General features: G+C 72.3%; 18 protein-coding genes and 3 pseudogenes. 13 read left to right on the top strand and 8 right to left on the bottom strand.

Annotation, left to right across the window (positions count from 1 at the left end):
• Positions 1–210: 210 nt before the first annotated feature.
• Positions 211–978, top strand: a complete 768-nt coding sequence (locus ACFV3E_RS27475; protein WP_500362934.1) for an NPP1 family protein — start codon at positions 211–213, stop codon at positions 976–978.
• A 56-nt stretch (positions 979–1,034) separates the two neighbouring features.
• Here ACFV3E_RS27475 and ACFV3E_RS27470 read toward each other — a convergent pair whose 3' ends face one another.
• Positions 1,035–1,892, bottom strand: a complete 858-nt coding sequence (locus ACFV3E_RS27470; RefSeq protein ID WP_499515961.1) for an aldo/keto reductase — start codon at positions 1,890–1,892, stop codon at positions 1,035–1,037.
• 169 nt (positions 1,893–2,061) lie between these two features.
• Here ACFV3E_RS27470 and ACFV3E_RS27465 point away from each other — a divergent pair, with 169 nt between their 5' ends.
• Together ACFV3E_RS27465 and ACFV3E_RS27460 are read left to right on the top strand one after the other, a co-directional pair.
• Positions 2,062–2,937 (top strand): LysR family transcriptional regulator, encoded by an 876-nt coding sequence (locus ACFV3E_RS27465; RefSeq protein ID WP_500537077.1) that lies wholly within the window; start codon positions 2,062–2,064, stop codon positions 2,935–2,937.
• Between the two features lie 130 nt (positions 2,938–3,067).
• A complete protein-coding gene (locus tag ACFV3E_RS27460; RefSeq protein ID WP_500537076.1) occupies positions 3,068–5,587 on the top strand; it encodes an excinuclease ABC subunit UvrA in 2,520 nt (839 codons plus the stop codon).
• Between the two features lie 28 nt (positions 5,588–5,615).
• Here the strand turns inward: ACFV3E_RS27460 and ACFV3E_RS27455 are convergent, their stop codons facing one another.
• The 5 genes and pseudogenes from ACFV3E_RS27455 to ACFV3E_RS27435 all read right to left on the bottom strand — a co-directional run.
• Entirely contained in the window at positions 5,616–6,044 is a 429-nt protein-coding gene (locus ACFV3E_RS27455) for a TIGR03668 family PPOX class F420-dependent oxidoreductase (RefSeq protein ID WP_500537075.1), read from the bottom strand.
• A 30-nt stretch (positions 6,045–6,074) separates the two neighbouring features.
• Entirely contained in the window at positions 6,075–6,899 is an 825-nt protein-coding gene (locus tag ACFV3E_RS27450) for an LLM class F420-dependent oxidoreductase (RefSeq protein WP_500537074.1), read from the bottom strand.
• 108 nt (positions 6,900–7,007) lie between these two features.
• Positions 7,008–7,327: pseudogene (locus tag ACFV3E_RS27445) on the bottom strand (protein translocase subunit SecD); the annotation flags it as partial.
• Positions 7,328–7,365: 38 nt separating this feature from the next.
• The gene (locus ACFV3E_RS27440; protein ID WP_500537073.1) at positions 7,366–7,599 is read right to left on the bottom strand and encodes a zinc ribbon domain-containing protein; all 234 of its coding nucleotides are present in this window, start codon (positions 7,597–7,599) and stop codon (positions 7,366–7,368) included.
• Positions 7,600–7,994: 395 nt separating this feature from the next.
• Positions 7,995–8,069: pseudogene (locus ACFV3E_RS27435) on the bottom strand (helix-turn-helix domain-containing protein); the annotation flags it as partial.
• 147 nt (positions 8,070–8,216) lie between these two features.
• Between ACFV3E_RS27435 and ACFV3E_RS27430 the strand changes: the two are divergent.
• Both ACFV3E_RS27430 and ACFV3E_RS27425 read left to right on the top strand, forming a co-directional pair.
• Positions 8,217–8,303, top strand: a pseudogene (locus ACFV3E_RS27430) (IS200/IS605 family transposase); the annotation flags it as partial.
• 190 nt (positions 8,304–8,493) lie between these two features.
• Entirely contained in the window at positions 8,494–9,336 is an 843-nt protein-coding gene (locus ACFV3E_RS27425; protein WP_500537072.1) for an aldo/keto reductase, read from the top strand.
• Between the two features lie 16 nt (positions 9,337–9,352).
• Here the strand turns inward: ACFV3E_RS27425 and ACFV3E_RS27420 are convergent, their stop codons facing one another.
• A complete protein-coding gene (locus tag ACFV3E_RS27420) occupies positions 9,353–9,982 on the bottom strand; it encodes a TetR/AcrR family transcriptional regulator (protein WP_500537071.1) in 630 nt (209 codons plus the stop codon).
• Positions 9,983–10,075: 93 nt separating this feature from the next.
• Between ACFV3E_RS27420 and ACFV3E_RS27415 the strand changes: the two genes are divergently transcribed.
• The 4 genes from ACFV3E_RS27415 to ACFV3E_RS27400 all read left to right on the top strand — a co-directional run bounded on the left by ACFV3E_RS27415 (position 10,076) and on the right by ACFV3E_RS27400 (position 12,321).
• Positions 10,076–10,831 carry an SDR family NAD(P)-dependent oxidoreductase gene (locus ACFV3E_RS27415; RefSeq protein WP_500537070.1) on the top strand — a complete coding sequence of 252 codons (756 nt, stop codon included), beginning with the start codon at positions 10,076–10,078 and terminating at the stop codon, positions 10,829–10,831.
• A gap of 50 nt (positions 10,832–10,881) precedes the next feature.
• Positions 10,882–11,685 (top strand): class I SAM-dependent methyltransferase, encoded by an 804-nt coding sequence (locus ACFV3E_RS27410; protein ID WP_500537069.1) that lies wholly within the window; start codon positions 10,882–10,884, stop codon positions 11,683–11,685.
• A gap of 142 nt (positions 11,686–11,827) precedes the next feature.
• Positions 11,828–12,106, top strand: a complete 279-nt coding sequence (locus tag ACFV3E_RS27405; RefSeq protein WP_500537068.1) for a hypothetical protein — start codon at positions 11,828–11,830, stop codon at positions 12,104–12,106.
• Positions 12,088–12,321, top strand: coding sequence for an ATP-binding protein (locus tag ACFV3E_RS27400; protein ID WP_500537067.1), 234 nt, complete (start codon positions 12,088–12,090; stop codon positions 12,319–12,321). The genes ACFV3E_RS27405 and ACFV3E_RS27400 overlap by 19 nt, the downstream gene beginning before the upstream one ends.
• Positions 12,322–12,478: 157 nt before the next feature.
• On the opposite strand, the gene ACFV3E_RS27395 is transcribed toward ACFV3E_RS27400, so the two are convergent.
• A complete protein-coding gene (locus ACFV3E_RS27395) occupies positions 12,479–13,039 on the bottom strand; it encodes a GNAT family N-acetyltransferase (protein ID WP_500537066.1) in 561 nt (186 codons plus the stop codon).
• A 435-nt stretch (positions 13,040–13,474) separates the two neighbouring features.
• Between ACFV3E_RS27395 and ACFV3E_RS27390 the strand changes: the two genes are divergently transcribed.
• The 4 genes from ACFV3E_RS27390 to ACFV3E_RS27375 all read left to right on the top strand — a co-directional run bounded on the left by ACFV3E_RS27390 (position 13,475) and on the right by ACFV3E_RS27375 (position 17,761).
• Complete coding sequence (locus ACFV3E_RS27390; RefSeq protein ID WP_500537065.1) at positions 13,475–14,506, top strand: LacI family DNA-binding transcriptional regulator; 1,032 nt, start codon at positions 13,475–13,477, stop codon at positions 14,504–14,506.
• Positions 14,507–14,619: 113 nt separating this feature from the next.
• A complete protein-coding gene (locus ACFV3E_RS27385) occupies positions 14,620–15,894 on the top strand; it encodes an extracellular solute-binding protein (protein WP_500537064.1) in 1,275 nt (424 codons plus the stop codon).
• Between the two features lie 9 nt (positions 15,895–15,903).
• Positions 15,904–16,866: a carbohydrate ABC transporter permease gene (locus tag ACFV3E_RS27380; RefSeq protein ID WP_500537063.1), complete on the top strand. Its 963-nt coding sequence runs from the start codon at positions 15,904–15,906 to the stop codon at positions 16,864–16,866.
• A gap of 1 nt (position 16,867) precedes the next feature.
• Complete coding sequence (locus ACFV3E_RS27375) at positions 16,868–17,761, top strand: carbohydrate ABC transporter permease (protein WP_500537062.1); 894 nt, start codon at positions 16,868–16,870, stop codon at positions 17,759–17,761.
• Positions 17,762–17,827: the final 66 nt, after the last annotated feature.

Below are 17,827 nucleotides of genomic sequence, written 5' to 3'. Positions count from 1 at the left end.
CGGCGCGTGTCCCGCGGGCACACGGGTTCGGTACCCGGCGGTGACAGTCCCGGGACGTCGCGGCCGTCCGGCCCTGTCCCCGCTATTGGTTGACGCTTCATCACCGGGACATCCGCCGAGGCTCGACGCGTCACCCCGGTTCGGGAAAGATGAGCCGGGCATGTCAATCAGGCCGTGCACTCCCCACCGCGGTCGACCAGGAGGAAGCAAGTGAAGAGAAGCTCGCGTATCGGCAGGGTCCCGGCTGTCGTCGGCAGCGCGGTCGCGCTGGTGATCGCCCTTCCGGGGACGGCGTTCGCCGCCCCGCCCCCCGCCCTGCCCGCCAACGCGGACGGCCTGGAGCAGACGTTCCAGCCGGCGTTCGACTACGACACGGACGGCTGCTACCCCACCCCCGCCATCGGCCCCGACGGGACCATCAACCCGGGCCTCAACCCCACCGGCGCCCTCAACGGCAACTGCCGCGACCAGTCGGACCTGGACAACACCAACGGCTACGCCCGCTACAAGTGCAACAACGGCTGGTGCGCCATCATCTACGGCCTCTACTTCGAGAAGGACCAGGCCATACCCGGCATCAGCCTCGGCGGCCACCGCAACGACTGGGAGCACGTCGTGGTCTGGGTGAAGGACAACCAGGCCCAGTACGTGTCCACGTCGGCGCACGGCAACTTCAACATCTACGGCCGCGACCAGATCCGCTGGGACGGGACCCACCCCAAGGTCGTCTACCACAAGGACGGCGCGAGCACGCACTGCTTCCGTCCCGCCAACACCAATGACGAGCCGCCGGAGAACCACTACCACGGCTGGCAGTTCCCCGACCTGATCGGCTGGAACGGCTACCCCGCGGGCCTGCGCGACAAGCTGAGCCAGGCCGACTTCGGCAGCGCGGTCTTCGGCCTGAAGGACGGCAACTTCAACGGCCACCTGGCCAAGGCCAAGCCGGCGGGCATCCCGTTCGACCCGAACGCCTGACGCGTGCGCCGGGACGGGGCGGCGCACCGCCCCGCCCCGTCCCGGGCACGGTCGTGTCAGACGGCGTCCAGCTCCGCGATCTCCTCGGCGGTGAGCACGAGTTCCACCGCGGCCACCGAGTCGCGGATGGTCTCCGGCCGGCTGGAGCCGGGGATCGGGATCACGTAGGGGGACTTGGCGAGCATCCACGCCAGGCACACGCGCTGCGGGCTGACCCCGTGTGCCTGCGCGACCCGGGCGAACGGCGCGTAGGACGAGCCGAGTTCGCCCGCCTGGGAGATGCCGCCGAGCGGGCTCCACGGCAGGAAGGCGATGCCGAGCTCGTGGCACAGTTCGAGCTCCGGCTCGCTGGAGCGGAAGGCCGGGGAGAACTGGTTCTGCACGGAGACCAGACGGCCGCCGAGGATCTCGTCCGCCTGCCGGATCTGCTCCGGGTCCGCGTTGGAGACGCCGGCCATGCGGATCTTGCCCTCGTCGAGCAGGTCGCGCACCGCGCCGACGGACTCGGCGTACGGCACCTTGGGGTCGGGGCGGTGGAACTGGTACAGGCCGATGGCCTCCACGCCCAGCCGGCGCAGCGAGTCCTCGCAGGCCCGCTTGATGTGCTCGGGCGAGCCGTCGAGGGTCCAGCGTCCGTCGCCGGGGCGCAGGTGGCCGCCCTTGGTGGCGACCAGGACGTCGGAGCCGCGTCCGTGGGACGCCAGCGCCTTGGCGATCAGGGTCTCGTTGTGGCCGACCTCGTCGGCCCCCAGGTGGTAGGCGTCCGCCGTGTCGATCAGCGTGACACCGGCGTCGAGCGCCGCGTGGATGGTGTCGATGGACCGCGCCTCGTCCGGCCGGCCCTCGATCGACATGGGCATGCCGCCCAGGCCGATCGCGCTGACCTCGGTGGCGCCGATGCGGCGAGTCTCCATGTGTCCGTGGCCTTTCTCGGCTTGCGTCTCGTTCTTGCGCACTGATGGCGTGCCGGCACGGCCGGAAACGGGCCGCAGCCGTGCGGGCACGCGCTCAAGCCTCGCCGGAGCTGCACCCACACGTCCAATAGAAGAAAGCGAACGCATTCAGGAGCTAGGCTTCTGAATCATGGAGCTACGCCATCTGGAGTACTTCGTCGCGGTCGCGGAGGAGCACCACTTCACCCGCGCCGCCGAACGCCTCATGATCTCGCAGTCGGGCCTGTCCGCCTCCGTGCGCGCCCTGGAGCAGGAGCTCGGCACGCCGCTGTTCGTGCGCAGCACCCGCAGCGTGGAGCTGACCGCGGCGGGCCGGGCCCTGCTGGACGAGGCCTGCCGCACGCTGGCGAGCGTACGGGCCGCCAAGGAGGCCGTGGCGGCCGTGCAGGGCCTGATGCGCGGGGTGCTCACCATCGGCACCGAGCAGTGCCTGGCCGGCGTCGACGTGCCGGCGCTGCTGGCCCGCTTCCGCGCCCAGCACCCGGGCGTGGAGGTCCGGCTGCGGCAGGCCGGGTCGGCCGCCCTGGTACAGGACATCACCAGCGGCCGGCTGGACGTGGCGTTCACGGCGCTGAGCGGCGAGGCGCCCGAGGGAGTGCGGCTGATGCCGATCACCCGGGCCCCGATGGTCCTGCTGTGCCATCCCGGGCACCGGCTGGCCGGGGCGGACTCGGCCGGCTGGGCGGACCTCGGCGGCGAGGAGTTCGTGGACTTCCACCCCGACTGGGGCGCGCGCGGGCTCACCGACCGGGCCTTCGCCGCCAACGGGGTACCGCGCCGGGTCGCCCTGGAGGTCAACGACGTGCACAGCCTGATCGACCTGGTCCACCACGGGCTCGGGATCGCCGTCGTGCCACGGCCCATCGCCCGCAAGGAGCACGCCGCGGGACTGCGCACCGTGACGCTGGAGGGCGCCGAGGACCACGTCTGGGAGGTGTCGGCCGCCCTGCCCCAGGAGGACCGGGTCTCCCCCGCCGCCCGCAAACTGCTGTCCTACCTGCCGTGACGTCACCGTCCACGCCTTCGCCGGCGGCCCCGCCGTGGACCTGCGGGCACCCGCAGCGGCGCGCACACTGGTGCCGGGCGCGCGGTGCCGCGCTCCCGGCCCATGGCGCGACCCCGTTCCCCGGAGGGGCATGAACAGCACGGCCCACGACCCGTACGTCCGGGTGCGCGGCGCCCGCGAGCACAACCTGCGCGACGTCGACGTCGACGTCCCGCGGGACGCGCTGGCGGTGTTCACGGGGGTCTCCGGCTCGGGCAAGTCCTCGCTGGCGTTCGGCACCATCTACGCCGAGGCGCAGCGCCGCTACTTCGAGTCCGTCGCCCCGTACGCCCGCCGGCTCATCCACCAGGTGGGCGCGCCGGCGGTCGACGACGTCCTGGGGCTGCCCCCGGCGGTCGCCCTGGAACAGCGCCGCGGGGCGCCCACCTCCCGCTCCTACGTGGGTACGGTGACGACCCTGTCCAACACGCTGCGGATGCTCTTCTCCCGCGCGGGCCGCTACCCGCAGGGGGCGGAACCCGTGGACTCCGACGCCTTCTCCCCCAACACGGCCGCGGGCGCCTGCCCGGTGTGCCAGGGGCTGGGCCGGGTGCACCGGGCCACCGAGGAGCTGATGGTCCCCGATCCCTCGCTGAGCGTCCGGGAGGGCGCGATCGCCGCCTGGCCGGGCGCCTGGCACGGCAAGAACCTGCGGGACGTCACCGGCACCCTCGGGTACGACGTCGACCGGCCCTGGCGCGACCTGCCCGCGGAGGACCGGGAGTGGATCCTGTTCACCGACGAGCAGCCGGTGGTGACCGTGCACCCGGTGCGGGAGGCGGGCCGGATCCAGCGCCCGTACCAGGGCACCTTCCAGAGCGCGCGGCGCTACGTCATGCACACCTTCGCCGACTCCAAGAGCCCGGCGCTGCGCGCCCGCGCGGAGCGGTTCCTGGAGAGCTCGCTCTGCCCCGCCTGCGGCGGCAGCCGGCTGCGCCCGGAGTCCCTGGCCGTCACCTTCGCCGGCCGGAGCATCGCCGAGCTCAACGCGATGCACCTCGCGCGGCTCGCCGACGTGCTGCGCCCGGCCGCCCGCGGCGCGGTGGACGACCTCCCCGAGGGCCCGGAGCGGCAGATCGCCACGACGCTGTGCGCCGACCTCGTCGCGCGGATCGAGGTCGTCACCGAACTCGGCCTGGGCTACCTCAGCCTGGACCGCACGACACCGACGCTCTCCCCCGGCGAGCTGCAACGCCTGCGCCTGGCGACCCAGTTGCGCTCCGGCCTGTTCGGTGTGGTGTACGTGCTGGACGAGCCCTCGGCCGGGCTGCACCCGGCGGACAGCGAGGCGCTGCTGACGGTCCTGGTGCGGCTGCGGGACGCGGGGAACTCGGTGTTCGTCGTCGAGCACGACATGGACGTGGTGCGCCGCGCGGACTGGATCGTGGACGTCGGACCGCTCGCGGGCGAGCGTGGCGGCCAAGTGCTGTACAGCGGCCCGGTGGACGGGCTGGAGGCGGTCGCCGAGTCCGCCACCCGCCGGTTCCTGTTCGCCGCGGGCCCCGACCCGGCCGCCGGGCGCGCCGCACGCAAGCCGTCGTCGTGGCTGGGTCTGCGCGGCATCGCCCGGCACAATCTGCGCGGCGTGGACGTCGAGCTGCCCCTCGGGGTGTTCACGGCGATCACGGGGGTGTCGGGTTCGGGCAAGTCGACGCTGGTGGGCGTACTGGCCGGGGTGCTGACGGAGCATCTGGGGCCTTCCGGCGCGGTTGAGGACGCGGCCGTTCCCGCGGACGCCGCCGAGGGCGACGGCGGCGAGGACGAGGCGTGGGAAGGCGCCGGCGCCGGGCCGGCGTTCGGCGTCCTGGCGGACGGCCTGCAGGCGGTGGACCGGCTGGTACGGGTGGACCAGAGGCCCATCGGCCGCACCCCGCGCTCCAACCTCGCCACCTACACCGGTCTGTTCGACGCGGTGCGCAAGCTCTTCGCGGCCACCGACGACGCGCGGCGGCATGGCTACAAGGCCGGGCGCTTCTCCTTCAACGTCGCGGGCGGCCGCTGCGAGACCTGCCAGGGCGAGGGCTTCGTCGCCGTCGAGCTGCTGTTCCTGCCCGGCACGTACGCCCCGTGCCCCACCTGCCACGGGGACCGCTACAACGAGGGGACGCTGGGCGTCCGTTACCGGGGGCGGAACGTCGCGGAGGTGCTCGGCATGACCGTGGACGCGGCGGCGGAGTTCTTCACGGACGTCCCTGCGGTCGCCCGGAGCCTGCGCACCCTCCAGGAGGTGGGGCTGGGCTACCTGCGGCTGGGGCAGCCGGCCACCGAGCTGTCGGGCGGCGAGGCGCAGCGGATCAAGCTCGCCTCGGAGCTGCAGCGCGGCCGCCGCGGGCACACCGTGTACCTGCTGGACGAGCCCACCACGGGCTTGCACCCGGCCGACGTGGAGCTGCTGATGGGGCAGTTGCACGGGCTGGTCGACGCCGGCCACTCGGTCTTCGTCGTCGAGCACGAGATGAGCGTCGTGGCGGGAGCCGACTGGGTGATCGACCTGGGCCCCGGCGGCGGGGACGCCGGAGGGAGGATCGTCGCCACCGGGCGGCCCGCGGAGGTGGCCGGGGCGGGCGGCAGCCGTACGGCGCCCTACCTGGCGCGCCGGCTGACGGGCTGACCGTTCCCTCCGCGGTCCGCCCCCGGCTTCACGCGGCCCGCCAGCCGCTCCAGCGCCGTACTGAGATCTCCACCACGGGCCCCGCGGGCGGACGGCCCGCGTACTGGCCGTACTTGGCGGTCAGCAGGGCGACGCAGCGGGCGGCCGCTGCCGATCCGCCGGGCGGTGAGTGGACGCGGGCCGTGCCGTCGGCGCGGGCCCACCACAGCAGGTCCCAGTCCTCGTCGTAGCGGTCGGCGAGCAGGCAGACCGACGGGTTGGCGTCGATGTTGGCGAGGCGTTTCAGGCGCGTGGTCCGTTTGGGTTTGTGGTCGACGGCCAGCGCGACCGTGTCACCGTCCACGGCGAAGACCACCGGCACCAGGTGCGGCACGCCGGCGGCGTCGGCGGTGGCCAGGCGGGCGACGCGTGCCGCGGCGAAGCGCTGCCGCGCCTCGCCGCTCGTCAGGGCCGGCATCGGGTCCTCCCCTCGTCATGGCCCGCCGGGTCAGCGGAACCGGTCGGTCAGCGCGGCCAGTTGATCCAGGTGCTCCAGCGTCTCCCGTTCGGGCAGTGTCGGCAGGTAGAGCAGCACCCGTTCGACGCCGAGCCGCTGGTAGCCCTCGAGCTGCTCGGGGCCGCCGCGGACCCCGTACACCGTCACGGGCACGTCGCGTCCGGCGACCTCCCGCAGCCGCTCGATGCCCGGGCCCAGGTCGTCCGGCGTGTTGCTGTTGGCGAGCCAGGCGTCGCCGAATTCGGCGACCCGGCGGAACGCGCCCTCGCCGCCGCCGACGTAGATCGGTGGGTGCGGCCGCTGCACCGGCTTCGGCCAGGCGAAGACGGGGTCGAAGTCGACGAACCGGCCGTGGAACTCGGCCTCGTCAGAGGTCCACAGCTCGCGGATCGCCCGCAGCCGTTCGTCGGTCAGCCGGCCGCGCGTGGCGGGGTCGGCGCCGTGGTTCCGCATCTCCTCGCGGTTCCAGCCGGCGCCGACGCCGAAGACGGCACGGCCGTCGGAGACCAGGTCGAGGGAGGCCACCTCCTTGGCCGTGTGGATCGGGTCGCGCTGCGGGATCAGCGCGATCCCTGTGCCCAGCAGCAGCCGGCGGGTGACGGCGGCGATCACGGACAGGGCGACGAAGGGGTCGAGGGTCCGGTAGTACATCTCCGGCAGCTCACCGCCCCCGGGGTAGGGGCTCTCGCGCCGCACCGGGATGTGGCTGTGCTCGGCGATGAAGAGCGAATCGAACGCCCGTTCCTCCAGTGCGGTTCCGAGCGGGGCGGGGCGGATGCCCTGATCGGTGATGAAGGTCGAGATCCCGATGTACACGACGGCTCCGTGGGTTGCGGCGAGCTGATGGCACCGCTGTGCTCCCTACCCCGCCCGGGTGGCCGCGCGGCCACGACCACCCGGAAGGAGCATCGCGCCGGGTGTCCCTCAGCCGCCCGCAACGGGCCGTGCGGGCACCGGCGCCCGCTTGCGCCGGTGCAGTTCCACGGCGAGCGGCGCGGCGGTGAACACCGAGGACCAGGTGCCCACCGCGAGCCCGATGAGCAGGGCCAGCGCGAAGTCGGCGAGCGATCCCTCCCCCAGCACGGCGAGCGCGGCAAGGACGAACGCCGCGCCCATCCCGGTGTTCACGGTGCGGGGCACCGTCTGCAGGACCGCCGCGTTGGCGACACGGGCGAAGGGGCGCCTGCGGTCGCGCCGGGCCAGTTCCCTGACCCGGTCGAAGAGACGACGGAGTCGTTGACCGATTGACATCCTCGCCGCCCTGAAGGACGGCGATTCCCACCTACCGTGCCGTGGAGGGCTGCGGTGTCGGGTGGGTTCCCGTTTCGCTGCGCGGTGCCGGTACGGATACCGGTCTTACCTGCGCTCCACGGGCTGACACGGCCAGTCCGGCCGCCTTGGCGACGTTGACCGCCGCGTTGATGTCCCGGTCCAGGACCGCCCCGCACGCCCCGCAGGTCCAGATGCGGACGTGCAGGGGTTTGGGGCCGTCCTTGACGCCGCACTGCGAGCACACCTGAGAGGTCGGCTCGAAGCGCCCGATCCGGATGAAGGTAGGTCCCCGATCTTCGGCAGCCGCAACTTCCCGCCCGCCGTGAGGGACCAACGGGCGTTCGCGGTAAACCGCACGGCCTGCCGCGTGTCCCGCTTCGACTTGTACCGGGGTGCGCCCACGCGGGGGCGCTTACCCTTCAGCCCGTCGAAGAAGTTCCGGTACGCCGCATCCAGGTCCCGCAGAGACTGCTGCAGCACGACCGCCGAGACCTCGTTGAGCCAGACCCGCTCCGCAGTGGTCTTCGCCTCAGTGATCAGCGCCTTGGACAGTTCCCCAATCTTCGGAAACGGCAGCCCCTCGCTGCGGGCGGTCTCACGAGCCCGCAGCGCGTCGTTGTAAACCACCCGCGCACACCCGAACGCCCTCGACAGCGCAGCGCGCTGACCAACACTCGGGTACAGGCGGAAGCTGTACCGAAGCTGCACCCCCATCACGCTACACAGCTGATACACGGAGATCGATCAGAACATCCATACAGCCCGTCCCCGCCTCTTCCCCATACATGCCCAATACGCTTCCAGGCTCCATCAGGAGTTCCCCGACCTCGTCCGGCATTACTGACGGACACAGCACCTGCGTCGGGCCCGTACCTCGCCGGGTCGGTCGGCGGCGCGCCGCTCAGCACCGTGAAGCAATACATCGAACAGCAGGACCGACCGCTCTGACTCGCGCCGATACCAACAATGCGGATACGTCCACACACCTGAGGTCGGAGCGTGCCAAGGAATCGCTTCACCACCAGGCTGGAACCCGGCGGACTGCGAATCGACCCGGTAGGAGCCGGCGCCGTCCACCGAGTTGCACGACCGGATGCGGGATGGTGGCCTGAAGAGGTGTCGTGCCGGGGAGGCAGGGATGGCGACAGCGTCGATGCGTACGGTCCGGCTGTCCTCGAGGGACGTCCCCGCGCTCGGCCAGGGCACCTGGTACCTCGGCACGGATCCGGGCCGCCGCCGCGAGGAGGTCGCCGCCCTGCGGCTCGGTGTGGACCTGGGCATGTCGATCGTCGACACCGCCGAGATGTACGGGGACGGCGCGGCGGAGGAACTGGTCGGGGAGGCCATCGCGGGCCACCGTGCCGAGGTGTTCCTCGTCAGCAAGGTGCTGCCGGACCACGCCGACCGCCGTGGCGTCGTCGCGGCCTGCGAGGCGAGTCTGCGACGGCTCCGCACGGACATCCTGGACCTGTACCTGCTGCACTGGCGGGGGCGGCATCCGCTGGAGGAGACGCTGGCCGGGTTCACCGAACTGATGGCCGCCGGCAAGATCCGCACCTGGGGGGTCAGCAACCTGGACGCCGGGGACATGGCCGAACTGGTCTCCCTCCCGGGCGGTTCGGCCGTGGCGGTGGACCAGGTGCTCTACAACCTCACCCGGCGCGGCATCGAGTGGGACCTGCTCCCCTGGTGCCGGCGCAACCGGGCCGGGGTGATGGCGTACTCCCCCATTGAGCAGGGCAGACTGCTGCGTTCCGCAGCGCTGCCGGCCGTGGCGGACGGCCTCGGCGCCACGCCCGCCCAGGTGGCGCTGGCGTGGGTGCTGGAGCAGGGCGTGGCGGCGATCCCCCGCTCGGGGCGGCCCGAGCACGTGCGCGAGAACCGCGCCGCGGCGGACCTCAGACTCCCCGCGGAAGCGCTGGCGGCGCTGGACGCCGCCTTCCCGCCGCCCCGCGGGCCGGTGCCGTTGGAGGTGCTCTGAGGGGTGCCGTGCCCGGTCAGGGAGCCGACGGCACGGGTGCGGGTACCGGTGCGGGTGCGGCGAGGAGCCGTTCGATGCCCAGGTCGAGGGCGGCTTCCAGGTGCGTGAGCGAGCCCGTCGACATCAGGATCGAGACACCGCCCTGGATGCCCGCGAGGAGGGCGGCCGCGACACGGTCGGCGTCCAGCTCCGGTGAGATCTCCCGCCGCTCCTGCATGGCCCGGATGCCGGTGGTGATCTGGGCCTGCCACGAGGCGAGGAGTTCCTTGGTGACGGCCTGCGCACCGGGCGTGGCGGGGCTCAGCTGCGAGATGAGCGTGCCGAGCGGGCACTGCTGCCCCTGCCGCCGGTAGCGGTCGACGACCGCGTCCCGCCAGTCGTACCAGGCCTGCCAGGAGGTGAGCGCGCCGAGGTGCGGCTGCTGGTCGGCCAGGACCCGGCCGGCCTCGTGCCGGGCCACGACGAGCAGCAGTTCCTCCTTGCCGCCGGGGAAGTAGTGGAAGAGCTGGCTCTTGCTGGTGGCCGTGCGGGCGCGGATGTCGTCCAGGGTGGTCTCGACCGCGCCTCGCTCGCGGATCTCCTCCGCGGCCCCCTCGACGATGCGCTGCCGGGTGGCGGCGCCCTTGGCCGTCAGTCGTGCTGCCATGCCCCCATCCTGCCACTTTCTGGACTTGCAGGTCCAATTTCCGGGTGGCACCTTGGCCGTTCCCAGCCGGTTCACGGAGAAAGGTGCGCAAACATGACCCAGCGACTCACCGGGCGGACGGCCCTGGTCACCGGTTCCACCACGGGCCTCGGCGCCGCCATCGCGGCGGCCCTGGCCGCCGAGGGCGCGTTCGTCGTCGTCAGCGGACGCGACGCTGCCCGCGGTGCCGACGTGGTGGCACGCATAGAGAAGGACGGGGGCTCGGCGGCGTTCGTCGGCGCCGACCTGTCGGGCGGCGCCGACGCGGTCGGCCGCCTCGCCACCGACGCGCTCGCGGCGGCCGGCGGCCGGATCGACGTCCTCGTCAACAACGCGGCGCTCCTGCTCGCGCCCACGCCCACCGCCGAGGTCCCGCAGGAGACCGTCGACCAGGCACTGGCGGTGAGCGTGCGGTCGGTGTTCCTCCTCACCGGTCTGCTGGCGCCGCCCATGGCCGAGCGCGGCCACGGCGCCGTGGTCAACCTGGGGTCCATCAACGGCATGCGGGGCATGGCGCATTCGGCGCTCTACAGCATGACCAAGGCGGCCGTGCACTCGCTCACCATGTCGTGGGCAGCGGAGTACGGACCGCACGGGGTCCGGGTCAACACCGTGGCTCCCGGTCCCACCCTGACGGAGAAGGTCGCGGCGATGGAGGAGCACCTGACCCCGATCATCTCGCGCATGCCCTCGCGCCGCGCCGGCGACCCGGCGGAGGTGGCGTCGGCCGTCGTGTTCCTGGCGAGCGACGAGGCCTCGCAGATCCACGGCGCCACGCTCACCGTCGACGGCGGGTTCACCGCGGTGTAGCGACCGGCCGCCGACGGGTGACCGCGTCCGGTGCTTGCCACAATGAGGGCATGACCAGCGCCGGTCGCTACGGTGAGCGCGTCTTCCGCCCGGAGGACGCCGGTGAGGACGACCGCATCGACCTCGCCGCCGCCACGTACGACGACACCACCCTCGCCCGCCTCCGGCAGCTCGGGGCGGGCCCCGGCTGGCGCTGTCTGGACGTCGGCGCCGGCACGGGCACGGTGGCGCGCAGGCTGCTGCGCGAGGCCGGGGTCAGCGAGGTGCTCGCGGTCGACCGGGACGTACGTTTCCTGGCGGCACGCCCGACGCCGGGCCTCACGGTGCGGCAGGCGGACGTCACCGTGGACGACTTCCCGCCGGGGCGGTTCGACCTCGTCCACGCGCGGTTCGTGCTGATGCACCTGCCGTCGCCGGAGCGGATGATCGCCACGCTAGGCGGCCTGCTCGCCCCCGGCGGCGTCCTCGTGGTCTGCGACGCCGTGGACCTGACCACCGCCGCCGCCCCCGACACGCCGTACACGCTGGCCATGCGGGCGATGTGGCGGGGGCTGCGCGACACCATCGGCACCGACGTCTCACGGGTGCCGCGCTACCCCGGGATGCTCAGGGCGGCCGGGCTCCGATCGGTCGCGGCGGAGATCCACGTTCCGCCGCTCCTGCCGGGCAGCACGATCAGCCGGTTCTGGGCGGAGACCTGGGACCGGACCCGGACCACCATGATCGCCACCGGCCTCGTCGACGACACCCTCGTCGACGAGGCCCTGCGCTACCTGGACTCCCCCCGGTGCGCCGACCTGTCCCCCGGCATGCTCACGGCCTGGGGCCGGTCCCCCTCGGAGGGCATCACCTGACCGGCCCCCCATGACGTGCGGGCGCGCGGGACCACGAGGAGGGTGGGCGGTGGTGTAGTTGGAGGGCTCCGACTCTCCCCGTTCGAGCCCTCATCGCCATGAGTCGGGCCCCTGCCGCAACGACGCGGCAGGGGCCTGGGGCATGCTCGGGCGCCCTCCGCCGCGAGCGCCGCCCGCAGTCGGCGCACTTCGGCGACCGCTGCTCCTCCACGACGAACTCGCCCCGGAGCAAGGCGAGGAGCCCGCCGACAGGCGCCCCGACCCGCCGCCGGCCGACCCCACCGTGCCCGGCGTCGGACACCGCACCGGGCTCGCCGACACCGGCACCCCGTATCTCGCCGCGGCCGCGGCGGCGGGCAGCCACCGCGTCCCCTTCAAGGGGCGCCCGATGCAGGCAAGTCAATGCCCGACGGGCAGCTGACCGCAGTGCCGCTGCCCGGCCGGCTCGTCATCGAGCGGCCCCTGTCCTGCGCGCCGCACCACTCGGCCCCGCGACCTCTCGTCGTCGGCGGGAACGGACTGACGCGGCCGGGCGCCGTCTCGCTCCCCCATCAAGGCGCGCTCTTCCTGGACGAGGCACCCGAATTCAACGAGCAAGCCCGCGGCGCATCCTGGCGCGCAAGTGTGCTGAAGTGAACGTCGGCGCACAGCCGTTCGTCCGAAACGGCGACCTCACGCCCGCGTTTTGACCCGGGCGAGGTGGAGTTCGTCGTCCCACTCGCTGCCGGGTGACGCGCTCGCGGCACATCGCCCGGTCGCGCCGGCCCGCCTCCCGTTCACGGCCTTGGCCCGGTCAGCCACCGGCGGCGGCCGCCAAGTCCCCCGGCACCAGGGAGAACAGGACGAGGTCGACGCGGCCGGTGTGCACGAACCCCGCGTTGCGCAGGACGCCTTCACGGCGCAGGCCGGCCTTCGCGGCGACGCGCTGGGAGGCGGTGTTGCCCGTCGCCGCGCGGAGTTCCAGGCGCTGGAAGCCCTGTTCGGCCAGTAGCCACGTCGCGAGGGCCCGGGTCGCCTCCGTGGCGATGCCGCGTCCCCTCGCCCAGGGGGACACCCAGTAGCCGACCTCGCTCGTCAGCGCCCGCCAGTCGGTCCGCTTCAGGCCGACTGTGCCCAGCAAACGTCCGCCGTCCGCGTCGGTGACGGCGAAGTGGATGCCGTCGCCGGACTCGCGCAGGGCGTGGGAGACCGTCGTGCACCAGGCCGTCGCGTGGTCGAGCGTGTAGGGGCGGGGCAGGGGCAGCCATCGCTGGGTGTGGGGGTCATCACAGCCGGCCCGGGTGTCATGGGCGTCGTCCGGGGTGAACGGGCGCAGGAGGAGCCGTTCGGTGCGCAGGACCGTGTCCGGGAACACATCCGTCTCCGTCGTCGTCTCCGTCCGCCGCCGGCCGCCGGGTTGGGCAGACGGTAGCAGCACGCCGTGCCGTACCGGAGCCCGCGCGGAGGCCGTGACGCACTGTCACGGCCCGCGCGGTGCGTGGTGACGGTGCATTGAGGCGACATTTCGGACTTATCGCCGGACTTGCCGCATATAACTCCCCAACTGAGAGTGGGCCCTTGACACTCCGCCCGCCGAGGTTCATGGTTCCTCACATCGCTCGTTTAAACCGGTTCAAACGCGAGGTTACGAGATCCCTTCGCGTTGGTTGCCCCGGTATGCGAGTGCAAGAACGTGCTGCCTCCGGCGCCGAAGGTGCCGCCGGACGGTGTGCCCCTCGGGGTACGCCGGCCGACGGGACCCGCGGATGCGGAAGTGGCGCCCTTCCGCCGCCGTACACGGAGAGTCCGCATGGCCAGACGCCCCACGATCGCCGATGTCGCCCAGCTGGCGGGTGTGTCCCGGGCGACGGTCTCCTTCGTCCTCAACGACCGCCCCGGCGTGGCCGCCTCGACCCAGGAACGGGTCCGCGCGGCGGCCGAGAAGCTGGGCTGGACGCCGAGCCGCAGCGCCCGCGCGCTGTCGACCGGGCGGGCCAGGGCCGTCGGTCTGGTGCTGACCCGTGAGCCCGACCTGATCGGCACCGACCCCTTCTACCCGGCCTTCATGGCGGGCATCGAGTCCGTCATATCCGAGTCCGGCGACGGCCTCATGCTGCACGTGACGGGCCCCGGCAACGAGATGGACACCTACCGCCGCCTGGTGGACGACCAGCGCGTGGACGGGGTGTTCCTCACCGACCTGCGCGTGGGCGACCCCCGCCCCGCGCTGCTGCGGGAACTGGGCCTGCCCGCCGTGGCCGTCGGCGCCGACGACGGCGTCGAGGGGATCGCCACCGTGAACCTGGACGACCGGCCGGTGGTCGCGGGCGCCGTCCGCCACCTCGTCGTACTCGGCCACCGCCACATCGCCTACGTCGCGGGCCCCGAGGAGTACCTGCACGCCCAGCGGCGGCTGGGCGCCTGGCGGGACGCGCTCGCGGAGGCGGGCCTGCCCCCGGGCCCGGTGCTGCCGGGCGGCTTCACCGCCGAGGGCGGCGCGCTCGCGACGCAGGCCCTGATCACGCGGGGCGACCGGCCCACCGCCATCGTGTACGCCAACGACCTGTCGGCCACCGCGGGCATGGCGGTCGCACAGGAGGCCGGCCTGCGGCTGCCCGACGACCTGTCGGTGGTCGGCTTCGACGACGTACCGCTGGCCTCCTGGACCAGACCCTCGCTCACCACCTGTCGTGCCGACGCCGCCACCTGGGGCCGCGCCGCCGCACTCGCCCTGATCGAGACGATCGAGCAGGGCACCACCCCGCACGTGGAACTGGACCCGGCCGCGCTCATGGTGCGCGGGTCCACGGGCCCGGCCCCCGCCGGCACCGCCCGCCCCTGAACGCGCGCCCGACGCGCCCACGACGTTCTCCGCTCGCCGGAGGGCCGCCACCGAGGCAGGACGACGCCCCGGAACGACCTCTCCCCACCCCTTGAGAACCCGGAGCCACCGCAATGAAGAAAACCCTCCTGACCGTCCTCTCGGCCGTCGCCCTGACCGTGCCCCTCGCGGCGTGCGGCAGCGGCGGATCGGACTCCGCCGCGGGCGGCGACGCCGCCCACGGGCCGATCACGGTCTGGTACTCCAACAACGCCCAGGAGGTCGCCTGGGGCAAGAGCATGGTCGCGTCCTGGAACGCCGCCCACCCCGACGAGAAGGTGAAGGCGCAGGAGATACCGGCGGGCAAGAGCTCCGAGGAGGTCATCGGCGCGGCCATCACGGCGGGCAACGCCCCGTGCCTGATCCTCAACACCGCCCCCGCGGCCGTGCCCGGCTTCCAGAAGCAGGGCGGCCTGGTGGCCCTGGACGACTTCCCCGGTGGGGAGGCGTACCTCAAGGCGCGGACCGGCGACCGGCTCTCGCAGTACGCGTCGCCCGACGGCAAGCACTACCAGATGCCCTGGAAGAGCAACCCCGTCATGATCTTCTACAACAAGGACCTGTTCAAGAAGGCCGGGCTCGACCCCGAGCACCCCAAGCTCTCCACTTACCAGGACTTCCTGACCACCTCGCGCGCCCTGGTGAAGGGCGGTGTGCACGCCGCCATCTGGCCGGCGCCCACCTCCGAGTTCTACCAGTCCTGGTTCGACTTCTACCCGCTCTTCGCGGCCCAGACCGGCAAGCAGCTCGTCGAGGACGGCAAGGCCCAGTTCGCCTCGCCCGACGGCGTCAAGGCCGCCGAGTTCTGGAAGACCATGTACGCGGACCGCCTGGCCCCCAACGAGCAGTACAACGGTGACTCCTTCGCCGACGGCAAGTCCGCCATGGCGATCGTCGGCCCGTGGGCCGTCTCCGTCTACGGCGACAAGGTCAAGTGGGGCGCCGTGCCGGTGCCCACCGCGACCGCCACCGAGGCCAAGGGCACCTTCAGCGACGAGAAGTCCATCGGCATGTTCACCGCGTGCAAGAACAAGGGCACGGCCTGGGACGTGCTGAAGTTCGCCACCAGCAAGGAGCAGGACGGCAAGCTGCTGGAGGCCACCGGCCAGATGCCGATGCGGCAGGACCTCCCGGCCGCGTTCCCCGACTACTTCGCCTCGCACCCGGACTACAAGACCTTCGCCGAGCAGGCCGACCACACCGTCGAGGCCCCGAACGTGCCGAACTCCGTCGAGATCTGGCAGACGTTCCGCGACGCCTACACCAAGTCCGTGATCTTCGGGAAGGGCGACGTCGAGAGCGCCTTCCGCGAGGCCGCGGGCAAGGTCGACGGCCTGGCGAAGCAGTGAGTCACGGCCATGTCCTCCACGCACCATGACGTCCTCCGCCCCGGGTCCGCCCGGGGCGGGGCCCGCCCCCGGACCGACCGCGAGCCGCGGCCGCGCCGGCTGCGGTTCGCGGGCCGGCAGCCCATCGGCCTCGCCTTCGTCTCCCCGTACCTGATCTACCTGGCCGCGATCTTCCTGTACCCGCTCGGTTTCGCGGTGTGGATCTCCTTCCACGACTACTTCTTCGCCGCGCCGGGCGCCCAGGTGGACCGTCCCTTCGTGGGGCTGGCCAACTACACGGCCGTCCTGACCGATCCGGCCGTGTGGCGATCCTTCGGCAACATCGCGGTCTTCCTGGTCATCAACGTGCCGCTGACGGTGGCGGCGTCCCTCGTGCTCGCCACCGCCCTCAACTCCAAGCTGCGGGCGCGCACGTTCTTCCGGACGGCCTACTACGTCCCGTACATCACCGCCAGCGTCGCCGTCGTCGGCGTGTGGCTCTTCCTGTTCAACTCCAACGGCCTGGTGAACAAGGCGCTCGGGCCGCTGGCACCGGACCCGTCGTGGCTGGTCAACTCGCACCTCGCGATGCCGACCATCGCGCTGTTCGTCGCCTGGAAGCAGCTCGGCTTCTTCATCGTGCTCTACCTTTCGGCGCTGCAGAACGTGCCCGGCGAGCTCTACGAGTCCGCCGCGCTCGACGGCGCGGGCAAGGTGCGCATGTTCTGGTCGATCACGGTGCCGGCGGTGCGCACCGCCACCCTGCTGGTGCTGGTCCTGGCGACGGTGACCGGGGCGAACCTGTTCACCGAGCCGTACCTGCTGACCAGCGGCGGCGGACCGGACGGGGCCACCACCTCACCGGTGCTGCTGATGTACCAGCGCGGTCTGCAGCAGGGCCACCCGGACGAGGCGGCGGCGATCGGCGTGATCCTCGTCGTGCTGATCACCGGCATCTCCCTCGTCTACCGCCGAGTGCTGGAGAGGGACTGACATGACCGACGTCCACGCTCCCGCGCACAAGCGCCGCCCGGCAGGGCACAGTCCGCACACGCACTCCCGCGGCCGCCGGATCCTGTCGCGGCTGGCGCTGCTCGCCGGGGCCTTCGCCTTCCTCTTCCCCTTCTACTACATGCTCATCGGCTCCCTGCAGAAGGAGCCCGACAGCAGCCCCGCCGGGGCCTTCCCGCGGCCGGGGAACCTCTCGCTGCACAACTACGAGGAGATCAACTCGGCCATCTCGCTCGGCCGTTCCCTGATCAACTCCGGGATCTTCACCGGCGGCGTCATCGTCTGCACCACGGTCTTCGGCCTGCTGGCGGGATACGCCCTGGCGCGGCTCCACTTCCGGGGCAAGGGCTCCACCTTCGCCCTGGTGCTGCTGGTGCAGGTCGTCCCGTTCCAGCTGCTGATGATCCCGCTGTACATACTGATCGTCCGCGACTACGGCCTGGCCGACTCCTACATCGGGATCATCCTGCCGTTCGCGATCAACACCAGCGCGGTCTTCATCTTCCGGCAGTTCTTCCTGCAGCTGCCGCAGGCGATGTTCGAGGCCGCGCGCATCGACGGCGCGGGCGAGCTGCAGATCCTGTTCCGGATCGCGATCCCGCTGTGCAAACCGGCGCTCGCCTCCGTGGTGCTGCTGAGCTTCACCGGGCCGTGGAACGAGTTCCTGTGGCCGTTCCTGGTCACCAAGGAGCAGACCATGCAGCCGCTCGCGGTGTCCCTGGCCAACTACATCAGCACGGTCTCCTCCGCCGCCGCCAACCCGTTCGGCGCCATCCTCGCCGGCGCCTGCGTGCTGGCCGCGCCCGCGGTGGCCCTCTACCTCGTCTTCCAGAGCCGCTTCACCTCCACCGACCTCGATTCCGCCACGAAGGGCTGAACTCGCCGTGAACGACCGCACCACCAGCACCGCCCGTACCACCGGCTCCAACAGCTCCGTGCCCTA

The sequence above is a fragment of the Streptomyces sp. NPDC059718 genome (genome assembly GCF_042733315.1).
Classification (GTDB): domain Bacteria; phylum Actinomycetota; class Actinomycetes; order Streptomycetales; family Streptomycetaceae; genus Actinacidiphila.
This window is presented reverse-complemented; position numbering and strand designations above follow the sequence as displayed.

Coding starts and splice junctions, on each gene's coding strand:
- ACFV3E_RS27425 (WP_500537072.1), top strand. CDS start 8,494: ATGGCGACAGCGTCGATGCGTACGGTCCGGCTGTCCTCGAGGGACGTC.
- ACFV3E_RS27460 (WP_500537076.1), top strand. CDS start 3,068: ATGAACAGCACGGCCCACGACCCGTACGTCCGGGTGCGCGGCGCCCGC.
- ACFV3E_RS27420 (WP_500537071.1), bottom strand. CDS start 9,982: ATGGCAGCACGACTGACGGCCAAGGGCGCCGCCACCCGGCAGCGCATC.
- ACFV3E_RS27390 (WP_500537065.1), top strand. CDS start 13,475: ATGGCCAGACGCCCCACGATCGCCGATGTCGCCCAGCTGGCGGGTGTG.
- ACFV3E_RS27455 (WP_500537075.1), bottom strand. CDS start 6,044: ATGCCGGCCCTGACGAGCGGCGAGGCGCGGCAGCGCTTCGCCGCGGCA.
- ACFV3E_RS27470 (WP_499515961.1), bottom strand. CDS start 1,892: ATGGAGACTCGCCGCATCGGCGCCACCGAGGTCAGCGCGATCGGCCTG.
- ACFV3E_RS27375 (WP_500537062.1), top strand. CDS start 16,868: ATGACCGACGTCCACGCTCCCGCGCACAAGCGCCGCCCGGCAGGGCAC.
- ACFV3E_RS27400 (WP_500537067.1), top strand. CDS start 12,088: ATGCCCGACGGGCAGCTGACCGCAGTGCCGCTGCCCGGCCGGCTCGTC.
- ACFV3E_RS27415 (WP_500537070.1), top strand. CDS start 10,076: ATGACCCAGCGACTCACCGGGCGGACGGCCCTGGTCACCGGTTCCACC.
- ACFV3E_RS27405 (WP_500537068.1), top strand. CDS start 11,828: ATGCTCGGGCGCCCTCCGCCGCGAGCGCCGCCCGCAGTCGGCGCACTT.
- ACFV3E_RS27385 (WP_500537064.1), top strand. CDS start 14,620: ATGAAGAAAACCCTCCTGACCGTCCTCTCGGCCGTCGCCCTGACCGTG.
- ACFV3E_RS27465 (WP_500537077.1), top strand. CDS start 2,062: ATGGAGCTACGCCATCTGGAGTACTTCGTCGCGGTCGCGGAGGAGCAC.
- ACFV3E_RS27410 (WP_500537069.1), top strand. CDS start 10,882: ATGACCAGCGCCGGTCGCTACGGTGAGCGCGTCTTCCGCCCGGAGGAC.
- ACFV3E_RS27380 (WP_500537063.1), top strand. CDS start 15,904: ATGTCCTCCACGCACCATGACGTCCTCCGCCCCGGGTCCGCCCGGGGC.